The organism is Pantoea sp. X-Soil-YNGN-785 (assembly GCF_059730585.1).
In genome coordinates, this window is sequence record NZ_AP035942.1 from 2,545,990 (window position 1) to 2,571,446 (window position 25,457).

Below are 25,457 nucleotides of genomic sequence, written 5' to 3' on the forward strand. Positions count from 1 at the left end.
CCACAGGCGTCAGTTCAGTTACTGCTAGTTCAGTTCTTCGTTCAGGCTTGCCAGGGTCTGCAGGTACGGCACCTGCTGTTGGGCAACCGACGGTGACTTAAAACTACTCAGCCAGCTCCTGGCTTCGGAGATTTGCGTCAGCCGATCGGTGTTGCTTTCAGATTTCGCCATGCAACCCAGCTGAGTAAAGAGTGATGCGATACTGATTTCTTTTTCACCCAGGGCAAGGCTTAGTGCCGCTTCGCCAATAATGACGTGGCCTTTCTCGTCGTTTTGAATTAACACAGAAAATCCTCCATTAGTACGAATTGATGACAACCTCACCAGAGACTGTAGTCGTAAAAGCAAGACCTGCCCGAATAAATCACTAAAAATCTCGCAACCTGCTGATCGAATACGCTTAATGTTTTTTTCCGGATTGTTCTGTTTGTCTCTGCCGTCCATCCTGCCAGACTGGCTGGCCTTATCAGCAACGGATGCACCTATGAAACTCTCTGTTCTTCTCACGTTGTTAGCCGCAACGGTATGCCTGGTGTTTGCTGCCCATGGTGGATTCGGCACGCATCAGGCCAGCTTGTCGCTTTCCAGTCAAAGCGGTGAAACGGTTACGGAAGAATAAGGGGCAAGTCCGGCGTCGTCAGTGCACCGGCAATCGGTTATGATCTCCTGCCATTCTGCTGCCGGTTGCCCGATGTCTGCCATTATCGATACATTTATCGCCCCGCCCTGCTTTGATGAGATCACTCTCCTGTTTCAGGACGATCATCTGCTGGTAATCAACAAACCCACCGGGCTGCTGAGCCTGTCAGGTAAAAATCCGCAAAACCTCGATTCAGTGCATCATCGGCTGGTAAAACGTTTTCCAGGCTGCACGCTGGTTCATCGGCTCGATTTTGGCACCTCCGGGCTGATGGTGGTGGCTCGTAACAAAGCCATAAACGCCGCACTTTGTCAGCAGTTCAGCCAGCGCACGGTGAGCAAAACCTATCAGGCACTGCTGTGCGGACACCTTGCCGATGATGAAGGCGTGATTGACGCCGCGATAGCCAAAGATCCGGCGCTGTTTCCCCGGATGGTGATATGCGCCGCTCAGGGCAAGCCCGCACGCTCACGCTATCGGGTCACTGAGCGCAGTTTTTACCGGAGAAAAGAGGGAAAGGAATTGCCGGTTACGCGGGTTGAGCTGACACCAGAAACCGGACGCACCCATCAGCTACGCATTCACTGTCAGCAACTGGGTCACCCGATTCTGGGCTGTGATCTTTACGGCGGGCTGGTGCTGCCGGGCGCTGAGCAGGCAGAGAGGCTGATGCTGCACGCCAGCGGATTAACGTTTGTTCATCCTGTCAGCGGCGAGACACTGCACCTCTCTGCCGCCAGTCCCTTCTGACTGCATCAGCACGCGGTTACCACATCAGATCATCCGGCACTTTGAAGTCTGCATAAGGATCATCTTCGTCCTGCGCTTCTTCGCTCAGCGCGCTGTTTAAGACAATGGCGCTGGCATCACGCTGGGCAATTTTATCCGCCACGCTGGCCGGGATGATGGCGTACTGGCTCTCGCCACTTTTGTCAGCAGTCAGGCGGGCAATGGCAAGACGACCATTGATCAGCTGAGCCTGCGTCGGCTTATCCACCATGATTTTTTTAATCAGGTTGTTGTCGGTGAAGTTGAAGCTGATGTCGCCTCGCGCCACGTCGATTTTGTTCATTTCAATCAGCTGTTTGACCTGCGCTTTGTACTCTTTCGACAGCACAGCCAGCTTCTGCTGCTCATTCAGCTGCTTATCCCGCTCAAGCTGCGCTTTTTTATTGTCCTCTACCGCCGCTCTGGCTTCGCGCGCCTGAACCCGGGATTTCTTCGCGGTACGCTGAACCTTATCCATTTTTTTGCTGGATACTAAGCCCGCTTTCAGCATCTGCTCTTGCAAGGTAAGTTTTGTCATTGTCGTCTCTGAACCTGTGAAATTTTGTCCGGGATTATAACTGTAATCTTTCAGGCTGTGCCAGGCTGACGCCGCGATTGCGGGTTACGCCTCAACACTGTGCTAACATTCCCCGGTCAAAATCACCTTATTGAGCACCATGTCAGAGCTAACAAAACGTAAAAATGACCCTGAAGGGCTGAAAAAACGCATCATCGCAGGCGCACTGAAAACCTTCGCTGAATTTGGTATGCAGGGCGCCAGGCTTGAGCAGATTGCTGAGCATGCGCAAACCACGAAACGCATGGTGGTCTATCACTTTGGCAGTAAAGAGCAGCTTTATATCGCCGTGCTTGAGCGGGTTTATCAGCAGATACGTCAGCATGAAACCGGCCTGAACCTGGCGTCGATGGCGCCGGAACTGGCCATGACCCGGCTGGTGGAAGCCAGCTTTGATTACCATGTCGAGCATCCCGATTTTATCCGGCTGGTCTGCAGTGAGAACCTGCTGCGCGGTCGCTACATCACCCAGTCGCCGCAGATTAAAGCGCTGAACCGCAGCGCGCTTGATCTGCTGGATGACATCCTGGCGCGCGGTCAGCAGCAGGGTGTGTTTACTGGCGATGTACAGACCATCGATGTTCATCGCCTGATCAGCAGTATCTGCGTTCATCACGTCTCAAACCGCTACACCTTCAACGCCCTGTTCAGTCCTGACAACAGTGAAGCCGAGAGTATCCGCCGCAATCGTCAGCTCGCTGTTACCGCAACGTTACGCTACATCCGCAAATAAATGCCCGCAATCCGGGCTCCGCTTACTCATGGTCTACGCTTAGTAAACATTTGTCATGAAACCGCCATAAAAGGAATGCTGTTGTGAGCAGAGACGCACGCCTCTATCCGCTTCGCCAGACCCATATTGAACCCGATGATGATGCGCTGTGGAACTGGGCGCAGAACGCGCAAATCGGCAGCCGTCAGCAGGTTCAGCGTCCCGTCAGTGAAGCGGAATTGCAGAAACTGATCCGCGAGTCACGCGGCAGGATCCGGGTGATCGGCAGCAAGCTGTCGCCTGGCCGGATGCTGCATGTCGCTGAAGACGATCTGTTGCTGGATCTCAGCGCTCTGCGCGGTCTGATAGCCAGTGATGAGCAGAGCGTAACCTTTGGTGGCGCGACCCCGCTTGAGCAGGTTTATCGCAGTCTGACCGACATGAATCGGATGCTGGCCTCATCGCCAGGCGTGATTGCGATTCAGACGCTGGCGGGCGCAATGGCGACCGGCACGCACGGTCAGGGTTTGCAGCAGAGTTCGATTGCCGATGAAGCGCTGGCGATACGCATGGTGCTGGCCGACGGCAGCGTGCGTGAGTTTGTCCGCGGCGACGCTGACTTTCCGGCGGCGCAGGTCTCTTTGGGTGCGCTGGGCATTGTCACCGCCGTCACCCTGCGTACCCAGCCGTTTAAGATCTTCACCTGCCACAAAAATGCTGTTTCTGCCGATACGCTGGAAGAAGATCTGCTGCGCTGGAACAACGACTATCCGCTGAGCAAAGCCTGGTGGTTTGTTGATGACAACCTGATGCACGTCTGGAACGCCCATGAGGCAAGTGACGAAGAGCGTCAGCGTTACGAAGCGCAGGGTCGTCAGGTGGTGGAACATGAGGGTGAAGCTGACGACAGTCTCAATGACACCATCGACCAGACGCTGGCGCATATGCATCGCGACACGCAGATTCAGGGCAAAGGCGGCAAGCAGTTTCGTACCGTCACCCGCTTTCGCGACTTCACCGATGTTACCGGTGACATCTACCAGCTCTTCTGTCGCGGCATTGCGGTGCCACAGATTAATGTGGAAATCGGCGTGCCGCTGGCAAAAACCCCGGCCATCATCCGCCGGATTAAGGCGTGGTATGCAGAGAACCGTCCGCATATGCACTACCCGATTATCCTGCGCTGCACCGGCGCGTCCTCAGCCTGGCTCAGTCCGGCCGCTGACCAGCCAACCTGCTTCTTCGGCTTTGTGGTCTATTACGCCGACGATGGCTCGCTGTCACAGGAAGGCCTGCACTTCCTGACCGAAGTGGAGAAACTGCTGGCTGAAGAGGGTGGACGCCCGCACTGGGGCAAGTATTACGATGAAGAACGCTACAACTGGCGTGAGATCTATCCGCAGTGGGACGCCTTCCGCGCCCTGCGCCATCAGCTCGACCCGCAGGGCCGGTTGGGGAACGACTACATCACGCCACTTTTTGACTGATTGAGGAACGCTATGTTTGCCTGGGTAACACTTTTAACACAACCCGACTATCTGGTGGGCGTCAAAGCGCTGCACCGTTCGCTGCAGGAGAGCCACAGCCAGTGGCCGCTGGTGGTGATGACCACGCCAGCCATTTCTGATGCTGACTGTCAGATTTTGCAGGATGAAGGCTGTGTGATTAAACCGGTCGACCCACTCTATCCGCGCGCCGATCTGGCTCAGCATTACGCCTCGGCGCAGTTTGGCGAGGTCTGGACCAAGCTGCGTGCCTGGCAGCTTACCGATTATGAGCGCGTAGTGTTTCTGGATGCCGATATGCTGGTGCTGCAGAACATGGATGAGCTATTCACCCTGGATCTGGGCGATAATCCGCTGGCGGCCTGTCACGCCTGCCGCTGTAATCCCAACCAGATCGCCTCTTATCCGCCGGAGTGGCAGCCAGAGCAGTGTCACTATACCTGGCAGGCACGCGGTGAGCAGGCTCCGGAGAGCGTTGACTACTACCTGAACGGCGGTTTTCTGGTACTGAAGCCTGACAATGCGGTGTTCGATATACTTGAGAAGCGCATTGCCGCGATTGATGATCTCAGCGCCTATCCCTTCTCCGAGCAGGATCTGCTGAATGAAGTGTTTGCCGAACGCTGGAAGCCGCTCTCTTATATCTACAATGCGTTAAAAACGCTGCCGTTCCAGCACAGCGGCCTGTGGCAGGGTGATGAGGTGAAGAATCTGCACTATATTCTGGCGAAGCCGTGGAAACGCGATCTCAACCAGCCCGAAAGTGATCGCGACCGCTTCTATGCGCTGGATAAGCTGTGGTGGGAAAAAAGCGGTCTGATCTGACTGTATACGGGCGGGATACTCCCGCCCTTCCCGCCTGTTCATTCAACCCTGTAACCTGCCACTTCGCCAAATCCTCTCTTACTCAGATTCTGTCTTACACCTCGACCCAGCGGCGCTGCTCAGCGGAGTGTGCAATCGCTTCCAGCACCTTCTGCACCTGCAATCCCTCGGCAAAATCGGGCCACATGCGATCGCCGGCTGCGATGCCGTTAATCAGGTCGCGGATCTCCACCGTTTTTTGATCGTTAAACCCGATGCCGTGCCCGGCAGAGACACAGAAGTTCGCGTAGTCAGGATGGGCCGGTCCGGTCAGGATCGTTTTAAATCCCTGTCGCCCGGCAGGTTCGTCATGCAGATAAAGCTCCAGTTCCGCCATGCGCTCCTGGGTGTAACGCAGCGTGCCTTTGGTGCCGGTGACAACATAGGTCAGGCCCATTTTTGCGCCACAGGCAATGCGTGAGGTTTCAATCACGCCGTGTGCACCATTACGGAAGCGCAGCAGCGCGCTGGCCTGATCTTCGTTTTCAACCGGTAACTGCCGCGCAGGTTCCTTCGGGTCAGGCCGTGAGGTGATCACCGTCATCATATCGCCACTCACCTCAGCAATATCGCCGACCAGGTAGTGCGCCATATTGACGATGTGCGCCGCCAGATCGCCCAGCGCGCCAAGACCTGCCAACGCTTTCTGGCAGTGCCAGTCGAGCGGTGTCTCCGGTCTGGCGAGGTAATCCTCGTTATGGGTGCCGTAGAAATGCACCACGTCGCCAATCTCGCCTCTGGCAATAATCTCTTTTGCCAGTTGGCTGGTCGGGTTTTTCATGTAGTTGAAGCCAACCAGGGTTTTTACCCCTGCCACCTCAGCAGCTGCCACCATCTCCTGCGCATCCGCCACGCTTAACGACAGCGGCTTTTCTGAATAGACGTGCTTGCCGTGGCGTATCGCCTCCAGCGCCATCTCTTTATGCAGGAAGTTGGGTGCGCAGATATCTACCACATCAATCGCCGGATCGCTGACCAGCGCGCGCCAGTCGCCGGTGGAGCGCGCAAAACCAAAGGTCGCCGCCTGACGCGCCGCCAGCTCAGGATTCACTTCGGCCAGCATCTCCCGCACGATTTCGCCTTTCAGCGCGAATACAGTGGGGGCCTGGGCATAGGCTATTGCGTGGCAGCGCCCGATATAGCCGCTGCCAATCATGCCGATTCTGACTTTGTTCATTTCAACTCCGGATATTCAGTTCAGGGTTGAAATGGAATCTACGTTTCGTTTTTGTTGCTGACAAAGTCAGAATTGAGACTTTGTGACGCCTGTAAAAAACTATCCGGTTAAATCATGCGTAGTGCGGTCTGACAAGGGCTTTGCCGCGTCAGAACACCTCATAAACACCTCAGTCTGACATGCCTCTTTTTAGCGCAGGAAGCCGCTGAGATGACCATTCATTCATGGTCCGAATCGCTATTGTGGTGACTATTTCAGCAGTCGCGCAGATTTGTGAAAAAGAGCTTTGACATGATCCGGCGTGGCCGTTACTATGCGCCCCGTTCAAACGATTCCTCTGTAGTTCAGTCGGTAGAACGGCGGACTGTTAATCCGTATGTCACTGGTTCGAGTCCAGTCAGAGGAGCCAAATTCGAGAAGCCCGCTCAGGGAAATCTGAGCGGGTTTTTTATTGGCTGTGTTTAGCTACTCCAGTGTTCAGTTCAGAATGGCTTCCAGCCGTGCCAGCACTTCATTCACGATAGCGTCAGGTAGTTGCTCAAGCCGTCTGCCTTCGCGAGCTTCATATCGAGCGTCCTCAGCTGATCGCAGCGAATGACGCCCTTTGTCCTGCACCCTGCCCCCTCCAGTGAAACGGCAAAAGCTGCTGCGAGGGCAAAGTTCCCGCTGCTGGTGACCGGAACCAGATCAGCTCCATTGTATTGTTCTCCTGAACCGGACCAGTGCGGGGAACAACTGTTTTCATCAGGATGAGAATAAAAAACGTTTCCGGGCAGGCAAAGGATTGGGCTAAATCCGATGAAAAAGTTGCGGCGCGGCTTCCCTACGCAGACGACAGGGCCAGTAATCAAAAGAAATCTGGCAAAAAAAACTGCACCTTAATCAGTCGGATCTCCGACTTTTAGGGTGCAGTTGAGTATTAGCGAATTACAGCTTTTACAACGTCAACAGCTATCAGATATCGAACCGGTCCAGATTCATCACTTTGGTCCAGGCGGCGACAAAGTCTTTTACGAATTTTTCACGGGCGTCGCTGCTGGCATAGACTTCCGCCGAGGCGCGCAACACCGCATTGGAACCAAACACCAGATCGGCGCGGGTGGCGGTGAAACGGGTTTCACCACTCACGCGATCGCGTCCGATGAATTTCTCATTGCTGCCATCAGTCGCTTTCCACTCGGTACGCATATCCAGCAGATTCACGAAGAAGTCTGTGTTCAGCGATCCCACATGGTGGGTGAAGATACCGTGCTGGCTGCCATCGAAATTAGCGCCCAGGGCACGCATCCCGCCCACCAGCACCGTTAACTCCGGCACGGTCAGGGTCAGCTGCTGCGCTTTATCGATCAGCAGGCTTTCGGTGGTGGTTTTGCCGAAGCCGGTGCCGTAGTTACGGAAACCATCCGCACGCGGTTTAAGCAGATCGAACGACTCAATGTCGGTCTGATCCTGACGCGCATCGACACGGCCCGGGGTAAAGGGTACGTCGATCGAGACGCCAGCCGCTTTCGCCGCCTGCTCAACACCGACAACACCCGCCAGCACGATCACATCCGCCAGTGAAGCCTTGTGGGCTTCGCGCTGAATGGCTTCCAGCGCTGGCAGGACGCGTGCTGCGACGGCATTGATGTCCCACTCACGCTGCGGCAGCAGTGCCAGTCGGGCACCGTTGGCACCACCACGCTTGTCGCCACCACGGAACGTTGATGCCGAAGCCCAGGCAACAGAGACCAGCTCGCTGACGCTGAGGCCGGATGCGGCAATCTTCTCTTTCAGCTGGGCGATGTCTGCCACGGTTGGGTGATAAACCGGTGCAGGCAGCGGATCCTGCCAGATCAGATCTTCCTGTGGCACTTCAGGTCCGATGTAGCGCGCTTTCGGTCCCATATCACGGTGCGTCAGCTTAAACCACGCACGCGCAAACGCTTCGTTGAACGCCTGCGGATCGTTGTGGAAACGACGCGAAATTTTTTCAAACTCCGGGTCAAAACGCAGCGTCAGGTCGGTGACCAGCATGGTCGGCTTGTGTTTCTTAGTGGAATCAAACGCATCCGGGATGATATCCGGCGCATCAGCTGCCACGAACTGAATGGCACCCGCCGGGCTGCGTGTCTGAACCCACTCATATTTGAACAGGTTCTCGAAGAAGTAGTTGCTCCACTGGGTCGGTGTCTGCGACCAGATCACTTCCAGGCCAGAGGTAATCGCATCTGCGCCGACGCCCGTGCCGTGGCTGTTAACCCAGCCCAGGCCCTGCGCTTCAATCGGTGCGGTTTCCGGATCGACACCCACGTGGCTGGCTGGTGCGGCACCGTGGGTTTTACCCAGCGTATGGCCACCCGCGATCAGTGCCACAATCTCTTCGTCGTTCATGCCCATGTTGCCAAAGGTGGCACGAATTGCCGGGGCAGCAGAGGCAGGATCGCCGCTGTGTTCCGGGCCTTCCGGGTTCACGTAGATCAGACCCATCTCGGTAGCACCCAGTGGCGACTGTGCCAGGGATTCCGGGTGACGGTGTTCCAGCCAGGCGGCTTCTTCGCCCCAGTTCACATCCATATCCGGTTCCCAGACATCGTCACGTCCTGCACCAAAGCCGAAAGTGCGGAAGCCGGAGTTTTCCAGCGCAACGTTACCCGCCAGGATGTAGAGGTCAGCCCAGGAGATTTTCTGACCATATTTCTGTTTAATAGGCCACAGCAGGCGGCGCGCTTTATCCAGGCTGACGTTGTCCGGCCAGGAGTTTAACGGCGCGAAGCGTTGCTGACCACGGCCTGAACCACCGCGTCCGTCTACGGAGCGATAGGTTCCGGCGCTGTGCCAGGCCATGCGGATGAACAGGCCGATATAGCTGCCCCAGTCAGCGGGCCACCACGCCTGTGACTCGGTGAGCAACCCTTTAATATCAGCTTTCAGCGCAGAGTAATCTAATTTGGCAAATTCTTTACGGTAGTCGAAGGATTCATCAAGCGGATTCGAACGGGATGAGTGCTGGTTCAGCAGGTCAACGCGGAGCTGGTTAGGCCACCAGTCGCGGTTGGTTGTGCCGCCACCCGGCGCCTGATTGGGCTGCGCTGGCTTGCCCGCATGAAAGGGGCATTTGCTTTCAGGCGCTTCGCGATCGGCTTCAACAATAGGCTTTGCATCTTTTGCATCTTCATCAATGGAATTGCTCATGGTCACACCTCTTTTTGTATTTTCATCGCTACTCTATAGAGGATTTTCAGGAACTCACACCTGTCTCATCCTATAAGATTGATAGCTTATCCCTTTGAATAAGGTTTGTTTCAACAGCTTCCAGCAATGGCGCAACGGATGTAGCTACCCGGAATCATCAACGAAGCGGCATCGATGCTCATCAGACTATTCCGGCACAACCGGTTACACAACCGTCTTATTCACTGCTGGCAGAGCAGCGGCCAGACCTGATATGGCCGCGGTCGCTGGCTAAACCGGTGTAGCTGCAGGGATGGACGAAACAGGTGCGAAGCAGAAACGGTAGAAATCCGAGAAGAGAAAATGATTAAAAAGCGTTAACGATTGCAGAGGTGAATGGCAGGTAACACCGCTTTATGAAGAAACAACAGAGCGCCCGGCTTACGCGGGCGCTCGACTTCAGACTTAACGCCAGCCGAGTTCCGGGGCGACGTACTTCAGAATCGCCTCAATCACATGGGCGTTGTAGGCGACACCAAGCTGATTAGGCACGGTCAGCAGCAGCGTGTCCGCTTCGGCAATCGCCTCATCCTGCGCCAGCTGCTTAATCAGTACTTCTGGCTCTGCGGCATAGCTGCGGCCAAAGATGGCGCGGGTTTTCTCATCCAGGAAACCAACGGAATCCTGATCGTTACCGCTGCGGCCAAAGTAGGCGCGGTCCATATCATTTACCAGCGCAAAGATGCTGCGACTGACGGAAACGCGTGGTGCATGCTGATGCCCCGCCGCTTTCCAGGCCTCGCGGTAGGCGCGGATCTGTTTCGCCTGCTGAATGTGGAACGGCTCGCCGGTCTCATCATCTTTCAGGGTTGAGCTTTGCAGGTTCATGCCCATTTTCGCCGCCCATTCTGCGGTAGCGTTGGAGCCGGATCCCCACCAGATACGGTCACGCAGCCCTTCCGAAAGCGGCTCAGGGCGCAGCAGACCTGGCGGATTCGGAAACATCGGCTGTGGATTCGGCTTAGCAAAGCCTTCGCCGCGCAGCACCTCCAGAAACTCTTCGGTGTGGCGACGGCCCATATCCGCATCGCTTTCACCCGCTTTCGGTTCAAAGCCAAAGTAGCGCCAGCCATCGATCACCTGCTCAGGGGAACCGCGGCTCAGACCCAGCTGCAGACGACCGTTGGAAATGAGGTCTGCCGCGCTGGCGTCTTCCACCATGTAGAGCGGGTTTTCATAGCGCATGTCGATGACACCGGTGCCGATCTCAATCGTTTTGGTGCGCGCTGCCACGGCAGCCAGCAGCGGGAACGGCGAGCTGAGCTGGCGGGCAAAATGGTGGACACGGAAATAAGCGCCATCTGCGCCCAGCTCTTCGGCGGCGACCGCTAAGTCGATCGATTGCAGTAACACATCCTGCGCGGTGCGGGTGGCGGACTGCGACGAAGGCGTCCAGTGACCAAAGGATAAGAAGCCGATATTTTTCATCTGTATTTCTCCTGACAGGCGATAAACGCCTGTGGGCATGAGTCGATTTTTGATAGGGAAAGGTTACGCCCTCCGCGCCGCCACTGATAGTCAATATCTTTAAGCGCCATATTCAGGAATTTCGACATAGCTAAGCAGATTATCCACTTTGTCTTTGTCCGCGCTTTCTTTCACTCTCCAGACTCCCGCTTCTGCTGTCAGGTGAACGATGCACAACGGTTATCTCTCTTTACAGCAGCGCGCCTGGCTGAAACAGCGCGCGCGCAGCTGGCTCTGGCGCAGCGAACTGCCGACCTGGCTGCTGATGGCCGTGATTTACGGTGGCTGGTTCTCGGTAATGCTGAACTGGCAGACGCTGGGACAGATGCCCGCTACCCTGCTGCTGATCGTTTTCACCACCTGGTATATGTCACTGCAGCATGAGCTGATCCACGGTCATCCCACACGCTGGCCGCGGGTGAATCAGCTGTTCGGCACCCTGCCGCTGGCGGTCTGGTATCCCTATGGGCTCTATCGTGACTCTCATCTTGCCCATCATCGCAATCACACCCTGACCGAGCCGGACGAAGACCCGGAAACCTACTATTTTTCCGCTGCCCGCTGGGCGCAGTTGCCGCGCTGGCAGCAGCGGCTGATTCATCTGCGCAACACGTTTCCAGGACGGTTGCTGCTTGGCCCGCTACTGGATATCGCGTCGACCGTTGGCGGGATGTGGCAGGCGTTGCGACGTGGTGATCGCTATGCGACGGGCATGTGGCTGCTGCATGGCGCGCTGCTGGCTCTGCTGTTTTACTGGATGGCGGAGCTCGGGTTTTCGCCGCTGTGGTATCTGCTGGCGGTAAGTTATCCGGCGCTGGCGCTGACCAAGATACGATCCTTTTACGAGCATCGTGCAGCGGACGACCCGCTGGCACGTTCGGTGAATAATGAAGCGGCCTGGCCCTGGCGCATACTGTTCCTGAATCTGAACTACCATTCAGTGCATCACGATCTGCCTGGCGTTCCCTGGTATGGCCTGCGCCCGCTCTATCTGCGCGACCGCGAGCATTACTATCAGCGCAACCACGGTTTTCGGGTGGCGGGCTATCGGGTCTGGCTGCGTCAGTTCTGGGCCAGACCGGTTAGCGTCAATGCCCATCCGGGCCGCTCAGGGGAGAAAACCCATGAATAATCTGCTCGCTTTGCCCATGTATGCCCTCCATCCGCCTGCCACGCGGGCATTGATGCAGGCTGTGGTTACGCTGCTGGCGCAGCATGACACCGACGCGCAGCCGGTCTGGCCTGATGATCTGCTGGCTCACTGGCGGGATGAGCGGTTGCTGCTGAGCCAGACCTGCGGCTATCCGCTGGTCAGCCAGTTACCAGCGGTTCAGCTGGTCGGCACCTTTCACTATCAGGCTTTGGGCTGCAGCGGGCGCGATTATCGCAGCTGGCTGGTGGCGCGGGATAAACAGGCGACGCTTGCCGATTTCAACGGTCAGCGGGCCGTGGCTAACAGCCCGGACTCGCAATCCGGCTATAACGCGCTGCGGTTTGTGGCGGCGCTTCAGGGCGTGACCTTTTCACAGCTGCTGCTGAGCGGCGGACACCGTCAGTCGCTGGCGGCGCTGCGTGATTCACAGGCAGATATCGCCGCTATCGACTGTGTGAGCTGGGCGCTGCTGGCGCGCTATGTGCCGGATGAACTGCGCGGCCTGCATATCATCGGTGAGACGCCCGCCGCACCCGGTTTGCCGCTGATCACGGCCGCCTCAACGTCAGCGGCCCGGCTGGCGACATTACGCACGGCGCTGCATCAGCTGGTAAGCGATCCCGCCTGGCGCGGCGTCTGCGACGACAATCTCATCAGTGGATTCAGCCCGGTGCAGCGAGACGATTATCAGGACGTGCTGGCGTGGGAACAGCAGGCCGCCGCGCTGGGCGTCACCCGGCTTTAACGCCGCATGCTGATTCGCCCTTCTGACTGGGAAAATCTGATTTTTCTGCATCCTCGCCTCACTGCTCACGCTTACCCTGCCTGTTTTTTCACGCACCCCGATACGCTGCGCCGGAGGCTAACGCTGGTAAGCGCGCTCACGGCGTTCTAAGGTAAAGGTTTTCAGCAAAGGAAGAGTGGAATGCGGATTCTGATGGCAGGCGCCGGCGCGACCGGTGGATACTTTGGTGCACGACTGGCTCAGGCGGGTCAGGACGTGACTTTTCTGGTGCGTGAACGCCGTTATCAGCAGTTGCAAAACAATGGGCTGGTGTTGCAGACGCCGCAGGGCACCGAAAAGTTACAGCCGCAGCTGACGCAGGCCAGCACCCTGACAGGTCACTTTGATCTGATTATTGTGACGGTAAAAAGCTTTACCCTTGATCAGGTGATGGAGGACATTGCGCCGGCTGTCGGCCCGGACACGCTGATCATGCCAATTCTCAACGGAATGCGGCATATCGCAGCGCTGCAACAGCGTTTTGGCGAAGATAAGGTGATTGGTGGCCTGTGCAAAATCAACGCCACGCTGGGTGATCAGGGCGACGTCATCCAGATGACGCCACTGCACCAGCTCTTATACGGCGCGCTGGACGGCAACAATGATGAACGGCTACAGCGGGTTGATGCTGCGCTGCGCGACTGTCAGGTTGATACCCTGTTCAGCGATAACATTATGGATGAGCTGTGGGAAAAGTGGCTGCTGCTCAGCACCCTCGGCGCAGTCTGCTGCCTGGCACGCGGCGATACCCGGCAGGTCCTCACCGCGCGCGGCGGCGAAGCGCTGCTTCAGGGGATCTTTACGGAGATCCTGTCTGTCATAACTGCCGAAGGCTATCAGCCGCGCCCGGCGGTGACGGCCCGCATTTTTGAACTGTTAAACAATCCCGCGACCCCGATGACCTCCTCAATGTACCGCGATCTCACCCAGGGTTATGATATTGAAGCCGATCAGATCATCGGCGACCTGCTGCTGCGGGCAAAACGAAACGGGCTTGCCACGCCGCTGCTGAATGCGGTGGATGTAAACCTGCAGGTCTATCTGCAGCAGCGTTAACAACCGGCAGCGTTCGCGGGTCGGCTGCCGCCACGTTTCCCGCTGGCGTGGCGGTAAACGTGTGGCTGGCAGCAGCAGTACAGCATGAAAATTTGTTACACTCGTCGCTTCATCTATTGGAGAGTTCAATGACTTCCCGCTCCGTGACCCTTGATGATGTCGCTCAACTGGCCGGCGTCTCATATCAAACCGTTTCACGTGTTTTAAATCGTTCTGAACAGGTGTCAGCCCGCACGCGGGAAAGGGTTGAGGCGGCGATGCAGCAGCTCAATTATGTGCCCAATCGGGTGGCGCAGCAGCTGGCGGGCAAAGCAACGCGCACGTTAGGTCTCGCGACCAGCGACCTGGCCCTGATGGCACCGGCGCAGATCGCCTCGGCGATTCAACAGCGTGCTGCACGGGCGGGTTATCATCTGGTGATTGCGATGGACAGCGGCCACGATGCGGCCGCCACCGTGAATGAACTGCTGGCTCAGCGGGTCGATGGGCTGCTGATTAACCTGCCGCTGGATGCCGATGAAGCGCAGCAGATTCAGCTGCTGTGCGGCGGCAAGCCGGTGCTGTTTCTGGATGTCGAACCGCAGGCGGCGGTGGCGCAGTGTCAGTATCCCAATGAGTCCGGCGCACGTGCCGCCGTTGAACATCTGGTGGCGCTGGGGCATCGTCAGATTGGCCTGTTAAGCGGGCCGCTGCGCTCGGTGTCAGCCCGTCAGCGCGAAAACGCATGGCGTCAGGCGCTGGCCGATCATCAGCTAACGCCGCATTGCGCGCTGCGCGGTGACTGGAGCGCGCAATCGGGTTATCAGGCGCTGCTGACGCAGTTGCCCGATGACCTGCCGCAGGCGCTGCTGGTTGCCAACGATCAGATGGCGCTGGGTGCGATGCGGGCGCTGCATCAGTATGGTGTCGCCATTCCTGGCGAGATCTCCGTGATTGGTTATGACGATACCGCCGAGAGCGCGTGGTATCAGCCGCCGCTGACCACGGTGCGGCAGGATTTACACTATCTTGGCGCACAGAGTGTTGAGCGGATGCTGGCGCGGCTTCAGGATGAAGAGGCACCAGACAACGCGCTGGAAACCATGCTGGTGATCCGTGAGACCACCGCCCCGCCCGCGGATGAGCGGGTCGATGTAGTGGCGCTCTCCCGTCAGCTACAGGAGATTGCCCGCAGGCTGGCGGGTAAATAATTCTGCGCTGAGACAGGCAATAAAAAACCCGCATCACCGACGTGAATGCGGGTTCGCATGGAACGCAAAACGCATAAGCGCCCTGTTCTTATGCTTTCGGGTGTTCGCCCACGCCCATCGCTTTGATTTTTTTCGACAGCTCGCGACGCTCTTTCGACAGGTCGGCGTTTTTGATGATGTACTCATCCACGCGGTCTTCATAATCCACACGCATGCTGGCGATGATTTCCTGAATAGCCTCAACGCTCATGCCGGGTTTGATATATTCGCTCAGGTTGTCGAGCAGCAGAACGCGCTTCTGGTTATCGCGGATTTTCTTCTCGTTATCGACAATTTCACGCTGCAGTTTGTTTTTGCGGCGGAACATACGCACGAACTCCAGTACGTCCTGAAATGACTGCTTGGCATTTTCCATGATGGCACCTTTCTTTAAGCCTGCTGACGCAGGGAGAGAGTCAAAACGATCAGCTTAGCGGCTAGCCCGCCAGGTAAGCAATTTTCACAGCTAAATTCAGACTGGCTCTTATCTTAGCGCAAAGAAACCCGGTTTCACATTAAGTCATTGTCTGAGGTGATTATTTGCGCAGCGCCATCCGCATCAGATCGGTCATGCGCTCCAGCTGTTTCGCCAGTTCCAGCGTCAGCCAGACGTAGCCATAGATTGGCGTCTCTTCCAGCCCGTCGCTGCCCGCTTCGGCGATCAGTCTGCGCAGTTCGCCGCTGATTTCGGTCAGCTCATGACTGTTGGCAATCACCTCTTCTGTTTCGCCCTCAATCGCCATTACCGAGAGCGCCCGTAGCGTGTTCTCTGTCATCTGCTGTGTGTGGCGGAGTGCAGGCGCGTTAAGCATTATCAGGTGACTCTCACGCGAGGCCCACCAGGCATTAATCTGCATCTCAATGGTGTAAACCATATTACGGTTTATGGTCTGAATCGCTTCAAGCACCGACTTCGGGATGCGCGTCTCTTTGCTCGACGGTTCCAGCAGCGCACGCATTTTGATCACGCTGGTCAGCAATTTGCCCAGCGGCTTGTTGAGGCGTGGCTTTTCAACCAGGTTGGGCGAGAAACCAGCGTGATAGATTTTTGCCATGCCCGCCAGCGTGTCGGAGAGCTGAATGCGCCAGTGTGTATAGGCGCGCTGCGCCCAGATCGCGGTAAACAGCAGCGCCATCAGCGATCCCAGAATCACATCTCCGCCGCGCCACAGCGCCACGGTGAAATCGCCAGTTGGCGCACCCACAACCACGCTTAGGGTAATCCCGATCAACAGTGCCATATAGGGATGTTTGCCCAGCGTCAGGTAGCCGCTGATTACCATGATGATGCCGCACCAGGCCAGCATCACCGGCATGGAGATCAGCTCCAGCTTCAGGGCAATCAGCCCGGAAATCGACCCCGCCACCGTGCCGCAGATGCGCTGCAGGGCTCGCGGAAAAACATTTCCCCAGGTGGAAATGGGCCCCATCACCACCACCAGCGTGATCAGCGGCCAGGTGCCTTCCGGAATACCGGTTGCCCGGACAAAGATAAAGCAGAGTAAAAAGGCGATGGCAATGCGCACGCCGTGGACGGATCGGTAATGGCGATAAAACCAGAACTCCAGTTTCGAGATGGGCTTGTCAGGACGCAAAGTGACTTTCCGGTTACGGGAACATGATGGGGCTATCTTAACCCTGAACGCGGCTCGGGCTTAGCACGGGCCAGATATTTCAAAACAGTTTTGACGTTCGCTTACAATTATCAACATCCGACTCACATACCTGACCGGAAGTCATGAACAACTGAATACGGCTTTTTAACCTTTCTCAGGAATCAGTAACAGGCTCAGGGTGTAAATGTGAAAACGGGCAGCCCGCAGGCTGCCCGTTTCTGTACTGCCCGGCGATTAATCAGAATTTCTGTTTAAGATAGTCCGTCAGACGGGTAATCACACCTGCTGGCTCTACCGCACTCAGCGCCACCAGCGGATAGTGAGCAATCTGCTGATCTTTATCCATCACCTGAATTTCTCCAATCACTTCATTGGCTTTCAGCGGCGCTTCCAGATCTTTGCGATCGATGACGTACTTCGCCTTCACGTTCTGCACTTCACTGCGCGGAAGTGACAGATAGACATCTTCTGCCGTTCCCACTTCTACCTGATGCGGATTGCCGTACCAGACGTTTTCGCTGCCAATCTTCTTACCGGCATGGAACAGCTGAACGGTATCAAAGGTGTTCTGACCCCAGACCAGCAGTTTACGCGCCTGCTCTTCGCGGCCTTTCGGGCTTTTACCGCCCATCACGACGGCGATCAGCCGATGTTTACCCACTACATTTGACGCGATGATGTTAAAGCCAGCGGTTTCCGTGTGACCGGTTTTCAGCCCATCAACGTGCAGGTTGTTATCCCACAGCAAGCCATTGCGATTGTTCTGAGTAATGCCGTTCCAGCTCAGGGTTTTCTCACTGTACATGGCATAAAAGTCAGGCTCACCATCGATAATCGCGCGTGACAGCTTCGCCATATCCAGCGCGCTGGAGTACTGACCCGGCGCATCCAGACCATGAACGGTCTCAAAGTGGGTATTCTGCAGGCCGAGCTTCTCAACATAATGATTCATCATGCCAACGAAGTTCGCTTCGCTGCCGGCCACGTAATCCGCCAGTGCAACACAGGCGTCATTGCCGGAATCGATAATCACGCCGCGGCTTAGATCCCGGACGCTCAGCTTATCGCCTGGCTTCAGGAACATCAGTGAGGAGCCTTTAAACACCGGATTTCCCGCCGCCCAGGCATCTTTGCCGACCGTGACCATGTCGTCACGGCTGATTTTCTTCTGGTCGATAGCGCGGTCGACTACGTAGCCGGTCATCAGTTTGGTCAGGCTGGCAGGATTGCGGCGTTCATCGGGATTGCCCGCGGTCAGCACCTGCCCGGTGGTGGCATCCATCAAAACCCAGGAAGCCGCATCAATCGCCGGAGGCGTCACAGGAAAGGGAATCGCATCAGCCTGCGCCAGCGAGGCCCAAAAAACAGTAGCGGTAACGGTGAACAACAGACGCCTTTTCAACACTTCATCCTTAATTGCACGGGAGAGAAAATTTCTAAAACGAAACGGAAACAGCCGCACGTTTTACGGCAAAAGCGTCGTGAAGGTTTGAATAAATTGAAAAAAAGTATGAACCGGGCTGAAGTCAGACGAGCGAGGCTGGCGGCTAACAAAAGTCGGCTGGCGTCATCAGAGAAGATGAGATGGAGGTTTGGTACTGTAAAATAGCCTGGGAGTAGTGATCCAGGGCACTGAAAAAATGCGTAACGGCTTCCGGTTTCAGAACGGGTACAGGCTCCGGTAATAGAGGTTTATGCGTCTGACACAGCTGCCGTTGCTGACTGGCGGCAAAAACAGTCTTCAGGCTGGCTAAACCCTTAACTTCAGACGTGGTGGAATATGGTTTACCATACGGGGCTGAGCCAGCCGCAGTCAGGAGCCGCTATAATGTTCCACACAGCAGACCTCATAGTCAGTGCACATCAGACACAACGATCAAAACTCATCCTGCTGCGCGCAGAGAAATTCAGAGCGAACAGAAAGCCGCAGGCTTTCTGTTCATAAAGTCAGTGAACGCAATGAACGGATATGAAATTTGAATAACGACCGCGTACAGCCCACTTTTCTGTTCCACGATTACGAGACCTTCGGCACCAGCCCCTCTCGTGACCGGCCCGCCCAGTTTGCCGGCCTGCGCACCGACAGTGAGTTCAATCCTGTTGGCGAGCCAGAAGTGTTCTACTGCCGTCCGCCTGATGACTATCTGCCACAGCCCGAAGCGGTAATGATTACCGGCATCACCCCGCAGATAGCGATGAGCCGCGGCGTAATCGAAGCAGAGTTTGCCGAACGCATTCATAAGCTGTTCACCACCGAACAAACCTGCGTGGTCGGCTACAACAACGTGCGTTTCGATGATGAAGTGACGCGTAATATCTTCTATCGCAACTTTTACGACCCTTACGGCTGGGCCTGGCAAAACGGCAACTCACGCTGGGACCTGCTTGACGTGATGCGTGCCTGCTATGCGCTGCGGCCTGACGGGATCAACTGGCCAGAAAATGAAGAAGGCTTTCCGAGCTTCCGGCTGGAGCATTTGACCAAAGCCAACGGCGTGGCCCATGAAAATGCGCACGATGCGATGTCCGATGTTTACGCCACGCTGGCGATGGCGAAGCTGGTAAAAGAGAAGCAGCCAAAACTGTTTGATTTTTTGTTTACCCACCGTAACAAAAACAAGCTGATGAACCTGATCGACATCCCGCAGATGAAACCGCTGGTCCATGTCTCCGGCATGTTTGGCGCGGCGCGCGGCAACACCAGCTGGATTGTGCCACTGGCCTGGCATCCCGATAACCGTAATGCGCTGATCGTGGTGGATCTGGCAGGCGATATGTCGCCGCTGCTGCAACTGGATGCCGATACCCTGCGTGAGCGTCTTTACACGCCGAAAAACGACCTGGGCGATCTGCCTGCGGTGCCGGTTAAACTGGTACATATCAACAAGTGTCCGGTGCTGGCACCTGCCAGTACGCTGCGTCCGGAAGATGCGGCCCGGCTGGGCATTGATCGTCAGCACTGCCTGGCGAATCTGGCGCTGCTGCGTCAGCAGCCTGACGTGCGGGAAAAACTGGTCACGCTGTTTGCCGAAGCCGAGCCGTTTACGCCGTCAGACGACGTGGACACGCAGCTCTATGATGGGTTCTTCAGTGATGCCGACCGTGCCGGAATGAATATTATCCGCCAGACCGCGCCCGCCAATCTGCCTGCGCTGGACCTGAGCTTTGAGAGTGCGCGGGTGGCGAAACTGCTGTTCCGCTACCGGGCGCGTAACTTCCCCGGCACGCTGGATGATGCCGAGCAGCAGCGCTGGTTGCAGCATCGCCGTGAAGTACTGAATAGTGATCGGGTGCAGGCATTTATGCAGGAGCTGGAGGGACTGGCTAATCTGCATGAAGCGGATGCAGAAAAGGTTGGGCAGCTCAAAGCGCTCTATCTTTATGCGCAGGAACTGGTCTCCTGAACCAATATGAAAGCCTGACCCTGCCGGGTCAGGCTTTCCTGTCTTGCTGAATCAGAGCACCGTCCACGCCAGCCAGGTCAGCACAAAACCGCTTAATCCCATTATCGTCGTCAGCACCGTCCAGGTGCGTAAACCGTCCGCCACGGAAAGCCCCAGATAGCGCGTCACTACCCAGAATCCCGCATCATTGACGTGTGACAACCCCAGCCCGCCGAAACAGGCTGCCAGCGTCACCAGTACCCGTTGCATATCCGTTACGCCGGTCACCGCCTGCGTCAGCAGACCGCTGGTGGTCAGGATGGCTACCGTGGCGGACCCCTGTGACGCGCGCAACGCCAGCGACAGGATAAAGGCAGCCGGCACCAGCGGCAGATGCAGCGTTTCCAGCGTGACCGCCAGCGCTTTGCCGACCCCTGACTCCACCAGCACTTTACCGAAGGCCCCACCCGCACCGGCCACCAGAATTACGCTGGCAGAGGTGGGAATGGCCCGCCCGGTGAGATCTTCCAGCTTATCTTTGCTCCAGCCACGCCGCACGCCCAGCAGCCAGGCCGCCAGTCCTAAGGCAATCAGCAGGGCAATCGGCGGCGTGCCGATCACGGTCATGACGTTACGCAGCAGACTGCCTTCCGCCAGCAGGGTGTGGGACAGCGTTCCCAGCACGATCAATACAATCGGGACCACAATCAGACCGCTGATAGTCAGCGCGCCAGGCGGGGCCGGTTCATTTTTCTTTTCCTGCCCCTCTGGCTTCGCCATCTGCAACTGCTCCAGCACCTCGACCGACAGATGGTAATGGCGACGGTTCATCACTTTCGCCACGTAGTAGCCAATGATCCCGACCGGCACGGAAATCGCGATACCCAGCATCATCAGCCAGCCCATATCGGTGTGCAGGATCCCGGCCGCCGCCGCCGCACCCGGATGGGTTGGCAGCGCCACGTGCACCGTCAGCATCACGCCCGCCATCGGCAGGCCAAACTTCAGTGGTGAGACCCGCGCCACCTTAGTGAAGCCATAAATCAACGGGATGACGATGATAAAGCCCACTTCGAAAAAGACCGGAATGCCCAGGATAAAGGCTGCCATGGTCAATGCCGCAACGGTTCGCTTCAGCCCCAGCGTTTTACTGAAGCGTTGCGCCAGTGATTCAGCCCCGCCGGAGGCTTCAATAATCGCCCCAAGCATGGCACCCAGCACGATGATGATGGTGATGTGACCGAGTAGGCCGCCCATCCCGGTGATAATCGTCTCCATGATTTTTTCAGCCGGAATGCCGGTCGCAATCGCCACCAGCAGGCTGACAATCAGCAGGGCGACAAACGGATGAACTTTGGCTTTGATGACCAGCAGCAGCAGGATCACGATGCTGGCGGTCGCTATGGCTAACAGCAGTGCGGTGGACATAGTAAACCTCAGAAATTGTTATATTTTTTGGGTTTCAGGCGTACAGAAATAGCAGGTGCAGAGTCAGAAAAAGGGCAAGCCGCTCCCGACCGGTGCTGAAACACCGGTTTTTCAGCCCGTTAAATCAGGTTTTTTGCGCCCAGGGAGCAAACCAGCCAAGACCCTCGGTCGTGCTGCCTCGCGGGATATATTCGCAGCCGACCCAGCCGGAATAGCCAACCTCATCCAGCAGCGAGAAGAGGTACGGATAATTAACTTCCCCCTCATCCGGCTCATGGCGATCCGGTGCTGACGCAATCTGTACGTGACGATACCGTCCCGCATAGTGGCGAATCAGATGGCTGAGGTTGCCGTCCACCCGCTGGGCATGAAACAGGTCGAGCTGAGTGAACACGTTCGGCCGGTCGATCTGTTCTACCATCTCCAGCGTCTGATACTGGCTGGCATAGAGATAGTTGGGCTTGGTTACCGGGTTAAGCGCTTCTATCAGCAGGCTGATGCCGTGCGGCGCAAAGCGCTCAGCCGCATAGCGCATGTTGCTGATAAAGGTCTCAACGTAGCGCTGACGATCGGCATCGGGCGGCACCGTCGCCGCCATGATATGAACCTGCGGGCAGTTCAGCGCCAGCGCATAGCTCAGGGCACGGTCGATATCTGCCTTTGCTTCCGCTTCCCGTCCGGGGATGGCGGAGACGCCCCACTCACCCGCTGCGACATTGCCCGGCGCGGTATTGAACAGCACCAGTTGCAGCTGGTTATCATCGAGCCACTGTTTTATCTGCGTGGCGGGACAGTCATAAGGAAACAGAAATTCGACCGCTGTAAAACCGGCTTTCGCCGCTGCAGCGAAGCGTTCGGCAAAGGGATATTCATTAAACTGCGTCGAAAGGTTAGCAGCAAACTTCGGCATTATCGGCTCCTTAATTCCGCCACTTCGGCATCGCTGAGATAACGGATCGGGCGGTCACCCAGGGTAAAGATCAGACGGGCGGTCTCTTCCAGCTCTTCCGTGTTATCCGCCGCTTCCTGTAAGGATTTCCCCACCACCACCGGGCCGTGATTCGCCAGTAAAAAGGCTCGGTAACGCGGCGCCAGCGCCGCCAGATCATCGGCCAGACGCCCATCGCCCGGCTTGTAGTAAGGCACGACCGGCACATCACCGACGCGCATGACCACATAGGGGGTAAACGGACGGATGCAGTTGTCCGTATCCAGCCCCTGTAAACAGGAGAGCGCCGTCAGGTAGTGGCTATGCAGATGCACCACTGCGCGGCAGTCGGGGTTATTCAGGTAGAGCGCGCGGTGAAACGCAATCTCTTTTGAGGGTTTATCACCGGAGAGCCATTCCCCCTCAGGCGTCACTTTCGACAGTCGGTCACTTTGCAACTCTCCCAGGCAGGAACCGGTAGGGGTCGCCAGCAGATTGCCATCCGCCAGCAACATGGAGAGGTTGCCCGCAGAGCCGGTGGCATAGCCACGCTGAAAGAACGAGGCGCCGAGACGGACCATTTCGTCACGCGCCTGCTGTTCCGCTAACAGGGAAGATTCAGACATAGGTAAACTCCGTTTGCGCGCGGCGGAAGAAATCTTCGTCGCCAAAATTGCCCGATTTCAGTGCCAGCGAGAGAGGCTGATGGATGTCGCGCACCCAGGGCACGCCGGGCGAAATGGTCGGGCCGATGTGAAAGGCGGTTACACCCAGGCTCTGCGCGACTACGCCGGAGGTTTCCCCTCCCGCCACAATAAAGCGCTGCCAGCCGCGCCCTTTCAGCTCGCGGGTGACAGCGGCGAACAGCTGCTCAACGGCTTCGCTGCTGCGCTGCGCGCCATAGCGCTGCTGAATCACCTGCAGTTGCTGCGCGTCGGCGGTGGCAAACAGCAGCGGGGCCAGCGTCTGATGGCTGTTAGCTTCCACCCAGTCGCACAGCTTCCGGGCATACCCTTCTGCATCTTCCAGACAATGCTCAATCTCTACTTCGCAGGCTGGTGCCAGCTGGCGGTACGCGGCAACCTGACGATTGGTCATCTGCGAACAGGATCCGGACAGCACCACGGCGCGATCGCCGCGCGGACGGCCTGCCTTTTCCGCCTCTGAATCTGTCTCAGCCGTCGCCCACTGCCGCGCCAGACCGATGGCCAGCCCGGAACCGCCGGTCACCAGCCGCCTGTCACTGAGTGCTTCACCCAGCGTCAACAGATGCGCCTGATGCAGGGTGTCAGTAACGACGTAATTAATGCCCTGCTCCGCCAGCTGGCCCAGCGCCTGACGCACTGACGCTGCGCCCTGATCGACCTGTGCCGCCGCGATCAGCCCGGCTTTGCCGGTTGCCTGCGACATCATCAGACGCATCAGGTTGCTGTCCTGCATCGGCGTGACCGGATGATGCCGCATGCCGGAATCGGACAGCATCTGATCGCCGACAAACAGATAGCCCTGATAGACGGTGCGCCCGTTCACCGGCAGCGCCGGACAAATGACCGTCTGCGTCTCGCCCAGCGCATTCAGCAGCGCATCGGTCACCGGACCGATATTGCCCTGCGCAGTACTGTCGAAGGTGGAGCAATATTTGAAGTAGAAGCGTTCACAGCCCTGCTTCTGCAGCCACGCCAGCGCGGCCAGCGACTGCGCAACTGCCTGATCTGCCGGACAGGAACGGCTCTTCAGGCTGACCACAATCGCCTGCGCATCGGTCCTCTCTTCGCTGGCGGGGATGCCGTTGAACTGAATGGTGGTCAGGCCGTTCTGCACCAGAAAACTGGCGATATCCGTTGCGCCGGTAAAATCGTCCGCTATTACGCCAAGACGCATCAGCTGTTCTCCCCTGCCTGCGGCAGCGTGATGCCGCTGAAGATTTTGATTACCGCACTGTCATCTTCCCGGCCATAACCAGCGTTGCTCGCTTCGGTAAACATGTTGAGGGCGGTTGAAGCCAGCGGCAGCGGGAAGTGCAGCGATTTTGCGGTATCGGCCACCAGGTTGAGATCTTTCACGAAGATATCGACGGCCGATTTCGGGCTGTAGTCGCCATCTACCACATGCTTCATACGGTCCCCGAACATCCACGAGTTGCCCGCGGCATTGGTGACCACTTCATACATGGTTTCAAGCGGAATACCGGCTCGCGCCGCCAGCGCCATCGCCTCTGCGCCCACCGCGATATGAACGCCCGCCAGCAGCTGATGAATAATTTTGACGGTTGACCCGAGGCCAATTTCATTGCCCACGCGATAGACTTTGGCAGCCACCGCATCCAGCACCGGCTGCAACTGTGCAAAGGCCGTATCACTGCCGGATGCCATCACCGTCATTTCACCGCTGGCCGCTTTGGCCGCGCCGCCCGACACCGGGGCATCCAGCATCAGCAACTGATGTTCAGCCAGCCGCTGTTCAATCTGCTGCGCATCCTGCGCTGAGAGTGTGGATGAGACCATTACCACCGTGCCCGGACGCAGTTTTGCGGCCAGACCATCTTCACCGAACAGAATGGCGTTAACCTGCTTTGCATTGACCACCAGCAGCAAAACGGCATCGAGCTGATCTGCAAAGGCTGAGGCGGATGACTGCGCATCACGTGCGCCGGCCTGACGTAAGCTCTCCAGGGCCGCAGGATTCAAATCGACCCCCCAGGTGTTGAGACCGACGCGCAGACAGGATTTCGCCGCACCCATACCCATGGAACCTAACCCGATAACGCAGATGTTTTCAGCTGGCACGTTACGCCTCCACTGTTAAATTAAGTGATTATTTGTTTGTTACTGTTAATCCTGCCAGCTTCCTGTCGGTAAAAATGTGTCACTCCTCACAAAAAAACATCACCAGTGTGAACGGGAACAATTTTTAACACTGCCTGTTTTACCTGCCTCACCTTGCGTTAGCCCGGTGAT

23 protein-coding genes, 1 tRNA gene and 1 pseudogene are annotated in these 25,457 nt (G+C 57.0%); 11 read left to right on the top strand and 14 right to left on the bottom strand.

Features of this window, described 5'->3' with window-relative positions:
* Positions 1-24 precede the first annotated feature (24 nt).
* On the bottom strand, positions 25-285 hold the full coding sequence (locus AC6I8E_RS11910) for a hypothetical protein (RefSeq protein ID WP_041456966.1): 261 nt from the start codon (positions 283-285) through the stop codon (positions 25-27).
* Between the two features lie 199 nt (positions 286-484).
* On the opposite strand from AC6I8E_RS11910, the gene AC6I8E_RS11915 reads away from it, so the two are divergent.
* Both AC6I8E_RS11915 and AC6I8E_RS11920 read left to right on the top strand, forming a co-directional pair.
* Positions 485-619 carry a hypothetical protein gene (locus tag AC6I8E_RS11915; RefSeq protein WP_255529974.1) on the top strand — a complete coding sequence of 45 codons (135 nt, stop codon included), beginning with the start codon at positions 485-487 and terminating at the stop codon, positions 617-619.
* 72 nt (positions 620-691) lie between these two features.
* The gene (locus AC6I8E_RS11920; RefSeq protein ID WP_201252379.1) at positions 692-1,390 is read left to right on the top strand and encodes an RluA family pseudouridine synthase; all 699 of its coding nucleotides are present in this window, start codon (positions 692-694) and stop codon (positions 1,388-1,390) included.
* Between the two features lie 16 nt (positions 1,391-1,406).
* On the opposite strand, the gene AC6I8E_RS11925 is transcribed toward AC6I8E_RS11920, so the two are convergent.
* Complete coding sequence (locus tag AC6I8E_RS11925) at positions 1,407-1,946, bottom strand: DUF2058 domain-containing protein (RefSeq protein ID WP_033783601.1); 540 nt, start codon at positions 1,944-1,946, stop codon at positions 1,407-1,409.
* Positions 1,947-2,085: 139 nt separating this feature from the next.
* Here AC6I8E_RS11925 and AC6I8E_RS11930 point away from each other — a divergent pair, with 139 nt between their 5' ends.
* The 3 genes from AC6I8E_RS11930 (at position 2,086) to AC6I8E_RS11940 (ending at position 5,027) form a co-directional block, all read left to right on the top strand.
* The gene (locus AC6I8E_RS11930) at positions 2,086-2,718 is read left to right on the top strand and encodes a TetR/AcrR family transcriptional regulator (protein ID WP_013358401.1); all 633 of its coding nucleotides are present in this window, start codon (positions 2,086-2,088) and stop codon (positions 2,716-2,718) included.
* A gap of 83 nt (positions 2,719-2,801) precedes the next feature.
* Complete coding sequence (locus AC6I8E_RS11935; protein ID WP_013358402.1) at positions 2,802-4,184, top strand: D-arabinono-1,4-lactone oxidase; 1,383 nt, start codon at positions 2,802-2,804, stop codon at positions 4,182-4,184.
* Positions 4,185-4,196: 12 nt separating this feature from the next.
* Positions 4,197-5,027 carry a glycosyltransferase family 8 protein gene (locus AC6I8E_RS11940; RefSeq protein ID WP_313679704.1) on the top strand — a complete coding sequence of 277 codons (831 nt, stop codon included), beginning with the start codon at positions 4,197-4,199 and terminating at the stop codon, positions 5,025-5,027.
* A 94-nt stretch (positions 5,028-5,121) separates the two neighbouring features.
* Here AC6I8E_RS11940 and AC6I8E_RS11945 read toward each other — a convergent pair whose 3' ends face one another.
* A complete protein-coding gene (locus AC6I8E_RS11945) occupies positions 5,122-6,243 on the bottom strand; it encodes a Gfo/Idh/MocA family protein (RefSeq protein ID WP_497824020.1) in 1,122 nt (373 codons plus the stop codon).
* Between the two features lie 333 nt (positions 6,244-6,576).
* Here AC6I8E_RS11945 and AC6I8E_RS11950 point away from each other — a divergent pair.
* Positions 6,577-6,652: transfer RNA gene (locus AC6I8E_RS11950), tRNA-Asn, on the top strand.
* Positions 6,653-6,720: 68 nt separating this feature from the next.
* Here the strand turns inward: AC6I8E_RS11950 and AC6I8E_RS11955 are convergent.
* The 3 genes and pseudogenes from AC6I8E_RS11955 to AC6I8E_RS11965 all read right to left on the bottom strand — a co-directional run.
* Positions 6,721-6,929, bottom strand: a pseudogene (locus AC6I8E_RS11955) (type II toxin-antitoxin system PemK/MazF family toxin); the annotation flags it as partial.
* Positions 6,930-7,197: 268 nt separating this feature from the next.
* Positions 7,198-9,417 (bottom strand): catalase/peroxidase HPI, encoded by a 2,220-nt coding sequence (gene katG / locus AC6I8E_RS11960; RefSeq protein WP_033783611.1) that lies wholly within the window; start codon positions 9,415-9,417, stop codon positions 7,198-7,200.
* 444 nt (positions 9,418-9,861) lie between these two features.
* Positions 9,862-10,884, bottom strand: coding sequence for an LLM class flavin-dependent oxidoreductase (locus AC6I8E_RS11965; RefSeq protein ID WP_013358412.1), 1,023 nt, complete (start codon positions 10,882-10,884; stop codon positions 9,862-9,864).
* 208 nt (positions 10,885-11,092) lie between these two features.
* On the opposite strand from AC6I8E_RS11965, the gene AC6I8E_RS11970 reads away from it, so the two are divergent.
* From AC6I8E_RS11970 to AC6I8E_RS11985, 4 genes are all read left to right on the top strand, one after another.
* Positions 11,093-12,055 carry a fatty acid desaturase gene (locus AC6I8E_RS11970; RefSeq protein ID WP_095706935.1) on the top strand — a complete coding sequence of 321 codons (963 nt, stop codon included), beginning with the start codon at positions 11,093-11,095 and terminating at the stop codon, positions 12,053-12,055.
* Positions 12,048-12,821 (top strand): phosphate/phosphite/phosphonate ABC transporter substrate-binding protein, encoded by a 774-nt coding sequence (locus tag AC6I8E_RS11975; RefSeq protein WP_013358416.1) that lies wholly within the window; start codon positions 12,048-12,050, stop codon positions 12,819-12,821. Before AC6I8E_RS11970 ends, AC6I8E_RS11975 begins: the two co-directional genes overlap by 8 nt.
* Before the next feature lie 180 nt (positions 12,822-13,001).
* Positions 13,002-13,916, top strand: coding sequence for a ketopantoate reductase family protein (locus AC6I8E_RS11980; RefSeq protein WP_497824021.1), 915 nt, complete (start codon positions 13,002-13,004; stop codon positions 13,914-13,916).
* Positions 13,917-14,044: 128 nt separating this feature from the next.
* Complete coding sequence (locus tag AC6I8E_RS11985) at positions 14,045-15,106, top strand: LacI family DNA-binding transcriptional regulator (protein ID WP_095706933.1); 1,062 nt, start codon at positions 14,045-14,047, stop codon at positions 15,104-15,106.
* Positions 15,107-15,194: 88 nt separating this feature from the next.
* Here the strand turns inward: AC6I8E_RS11985 and tmaR are convergent, their stop codons facing one another.
* From tmaR to dacD, 3 genes are all read right to left on the bottom strand, one after another.
* A complete protein-coding gene (gene tmaR / locus AC6I8E_RS11990; RefSeq protein WP_004571340.1) occupies positions 15,195-15,521 on the bottom strand; it encodes a PTS system regulator TmaR in 327 nt (108 codons plus the stop codon).
* A 160-nt stretch (positions 15,522-15,681) separates the two neighbouring features.
* Positions 15,682-16,740, bottom strand: coding sequence for an FUSC family protein (locus AC6I8E_RS11995; RefSeq protein ID WP_095706932.1), 1,059 nt, complete (start codon positions 16,738-16,740; stop codon positions 15,682-15,684).
* A gap of 259 nt (positions 16,741-16,999) precedes the next feature.
* Positions 17,000-18,163, bottom strand: coding sequence for a serine-type D-Ala-D-Ala carboxypeptidase DacD (dacD, locus tag AC6I8E_RS12000; protein WP_179291158.1), 1,164 nt, complete (start codon positions 18,161-18,163; stop codon positions 17,000-17,002).
* Between the two features lie 574 nt (positions 18,164-18,737).
* Between dacD and sbcB the strand changes: the two genes are divergently transcribed.
* Positions 18,738-20,165 (top strand): exodeoxyribonuclease I, encoded by a 1,428-nt coding sequence (gene sbcB / locus AC6I8E_RS12005; RefSeq protein WP_013358422.1) that lies wholly within the window; start codon positions 18,738-18,740, stop codon positions 20,163-20,165.
* Positions 20,166-20,216: 51 nt separating this feature from the next.
* On the opposite strand, the gene AC6I8E_RS12010 is transcribed toward sbcB, so the two are convergent.
* The 5 genes from AC6I8E_RS12010 to ltnD all read right to left on the bottom strand — a co-directional run bounded on the left by AC6I8E_RS12010 (position 20,217) and on the right by ltnD (position 25,286).
* On the bottom strand, positions 20,217-21,572 hold the full coding sequence (locus AC6I8E_RS12010) for a GntP family transporter (protein WP_013358423.1): 1,356 nt from the start codon (positions 21,570-21,572) through the stop codon (positions 20,217-20,219).
* 124 nt (positions 21,573-21,696) lie between these two features.
* Positions 21,697-22,482: an HPr family phosphocarrier protein gene (locus tag AC6I8E_RS12015; protein ID WP_497824022.1), complete on the bottom strand. Its 786-nt coding sequence runs from the start codon at positions 22,480-22,482 to the stop codon at positions 21,697-21,699.
* The gene (otnC, locus tag AC6I8E_RS12020) at positions 22,482-23,126 is read right to left on the bottom strand and encodes a 3-oxo-tetronate 4-phosphate decarboxylase (protein WP_497824023.1); all 645 of its coding nucleotides are present in this window, start codon (positions 23,124-23,126) and stop codon (positions 22,482-22,484) included. Before otnC ends, AC6I8E_RS12015 begins: the two co-directional genes overlap by 1 nt.
* Positions 23,119-24,381: a 3-oxo-tetronate kinase gene (otnK, locus tag AC6I8E_RS12025; RefSeq protein WP_497824024.1), complete on the bottom strand. Its 1,263-nt coding sequence runs from the start codon at positions 24,379-24,381 to the stop codon at positions 23,119-23,121. The genes otnC and otnK overlap by 8 nt, the downstream gene beginning before the upstream one ends.
* Entirely contained in the window at positions 24,381-25,286 is a 906-nt protein-coding gene (gene ltnD / locus AC6I8E_RS12030) for an L-threonate dehydrogenase (protein WP_370426574.1), read from the bottom strand. The genes otnK and ltnD overlap by 1 nt, the downstream gene beginning before the upstream one ends.
* Positions 25,287-25,457 lie beyond the last annotated feature (171 nt).

Coding starts and splice junctions, on each gene's coding strand:
- AC6I8E_RS11980 (WP_497824021.1), top strand. CDS start 13,002: ATGCGGATTCTGATGGCAGGCGCCGGCGCGACCGGTGGATACTTTGGT.
- AC6I8E_RS11925 (WP_033783601.1), bottom strand. CDS start 1,946: ATGACAAAACTTACCTTGCAAGAGCAGATGCTGAAAGCGGGCTTAGTA.
- otnC (WP_497824023.1), bottom strand. CDS start 23,126: ATGTCTGAATCTTCCCTGTTAGCGGAACAGCAGGCGCGTGACGAAATG.
- katG (WP_033783611.1), bottom strand. CDS start 9,417: ATGAGCAATTCCATTGATGAAGATGCAAAAGATGCAAAGCCTATTGTT.
- AC6I8E_RS11940 (WP_313679704.1), top strand. CDS start 4,197: ATGTTTGCCTGGGTAACACTTTTAACACAACCCGACTATCTGGTGGGC.
- AC6I8E_RS11970 (WP_095706935.1), top strand. CDS start 11,093: ATGCACAACGGTTATCTCTCTTTACAGCAGCGCGCCTGGCTGAAACAG.
- AC6I8E_RS12015 (WP_497824022.1), bottom strand. CDS start 22,482: ATGCCGAAGTTTGCTGCTAACCTTTCGACGCAGTTTAATGAATATCCC.
- AC6I8E_RS12010 (WP_013358423.1), bottom strand. CDS start 21,572: ATGTCCACCGCACTGCTGTTAGCCATAGCGACCGCCAGCATCGTGATC.
- AC6I8E_RS11930 (WP_013358401.1), top strand. CDS start 2,086: ATGTCAGAGCTAACAAAACGTAAAAATGACCCTGAAGGGCTGAAAAAA.
- AC6I8E_RS11920 (WP_201252379.1), top strand. CDS start 692: ATGTCTGCCATTATCGATACATTTATCGCCCCGCCCTGCTTTGATGAG.
- AC6I8E_RS11915 (WP_255529974.1), top strand. CDS start 485: ATGAAACTCTCTGTTCTTCTCACGTTGTTAGCCGCAACGGTATGCCTG.
- AC6I8E_RS11975 (WP_013358416.1), top strand. CDS start 12,048: ATGAATAATCTGCTCGCTTTGCCCATGTATGCCCTCCATCCGCCTGCC.
- tmaR (WP_004571340.1), bottom strand. CDS start 15,521: ATGGAAAATGCCAAGCAGTCATTTCAGGACGTACTGGAGTTCGTGCGT.
- otnK (WP_497824024.1), bottom strand. CDS start 24,381: ATGCGTCTTGGCGTAATAGCGGACGATTTTACCGGCGCAACGGATATC.
- AC6I8E_RS11985 (WP_095706933.1), top strand. CDS start 14,045: ATGACTTCCCGCTCCGTGACCCTTGATGATGTCGCTCAACTGGCCGGC.
- AC6I8E_RS11965 (WP_013358412.1), bottom strand. CDS start 10,884: ATGAAAAATATCGGCTTCTTATCCTTTGGTCACTGGACGCCTTCGTCG.
- AC6I8E_RS11945 (WP_497824020.1), bottom strand. CDS start 6,243: ATGAACAAAGTCAGAATCGGCATGATTGGCAGCGGCTATATCGGGCGC.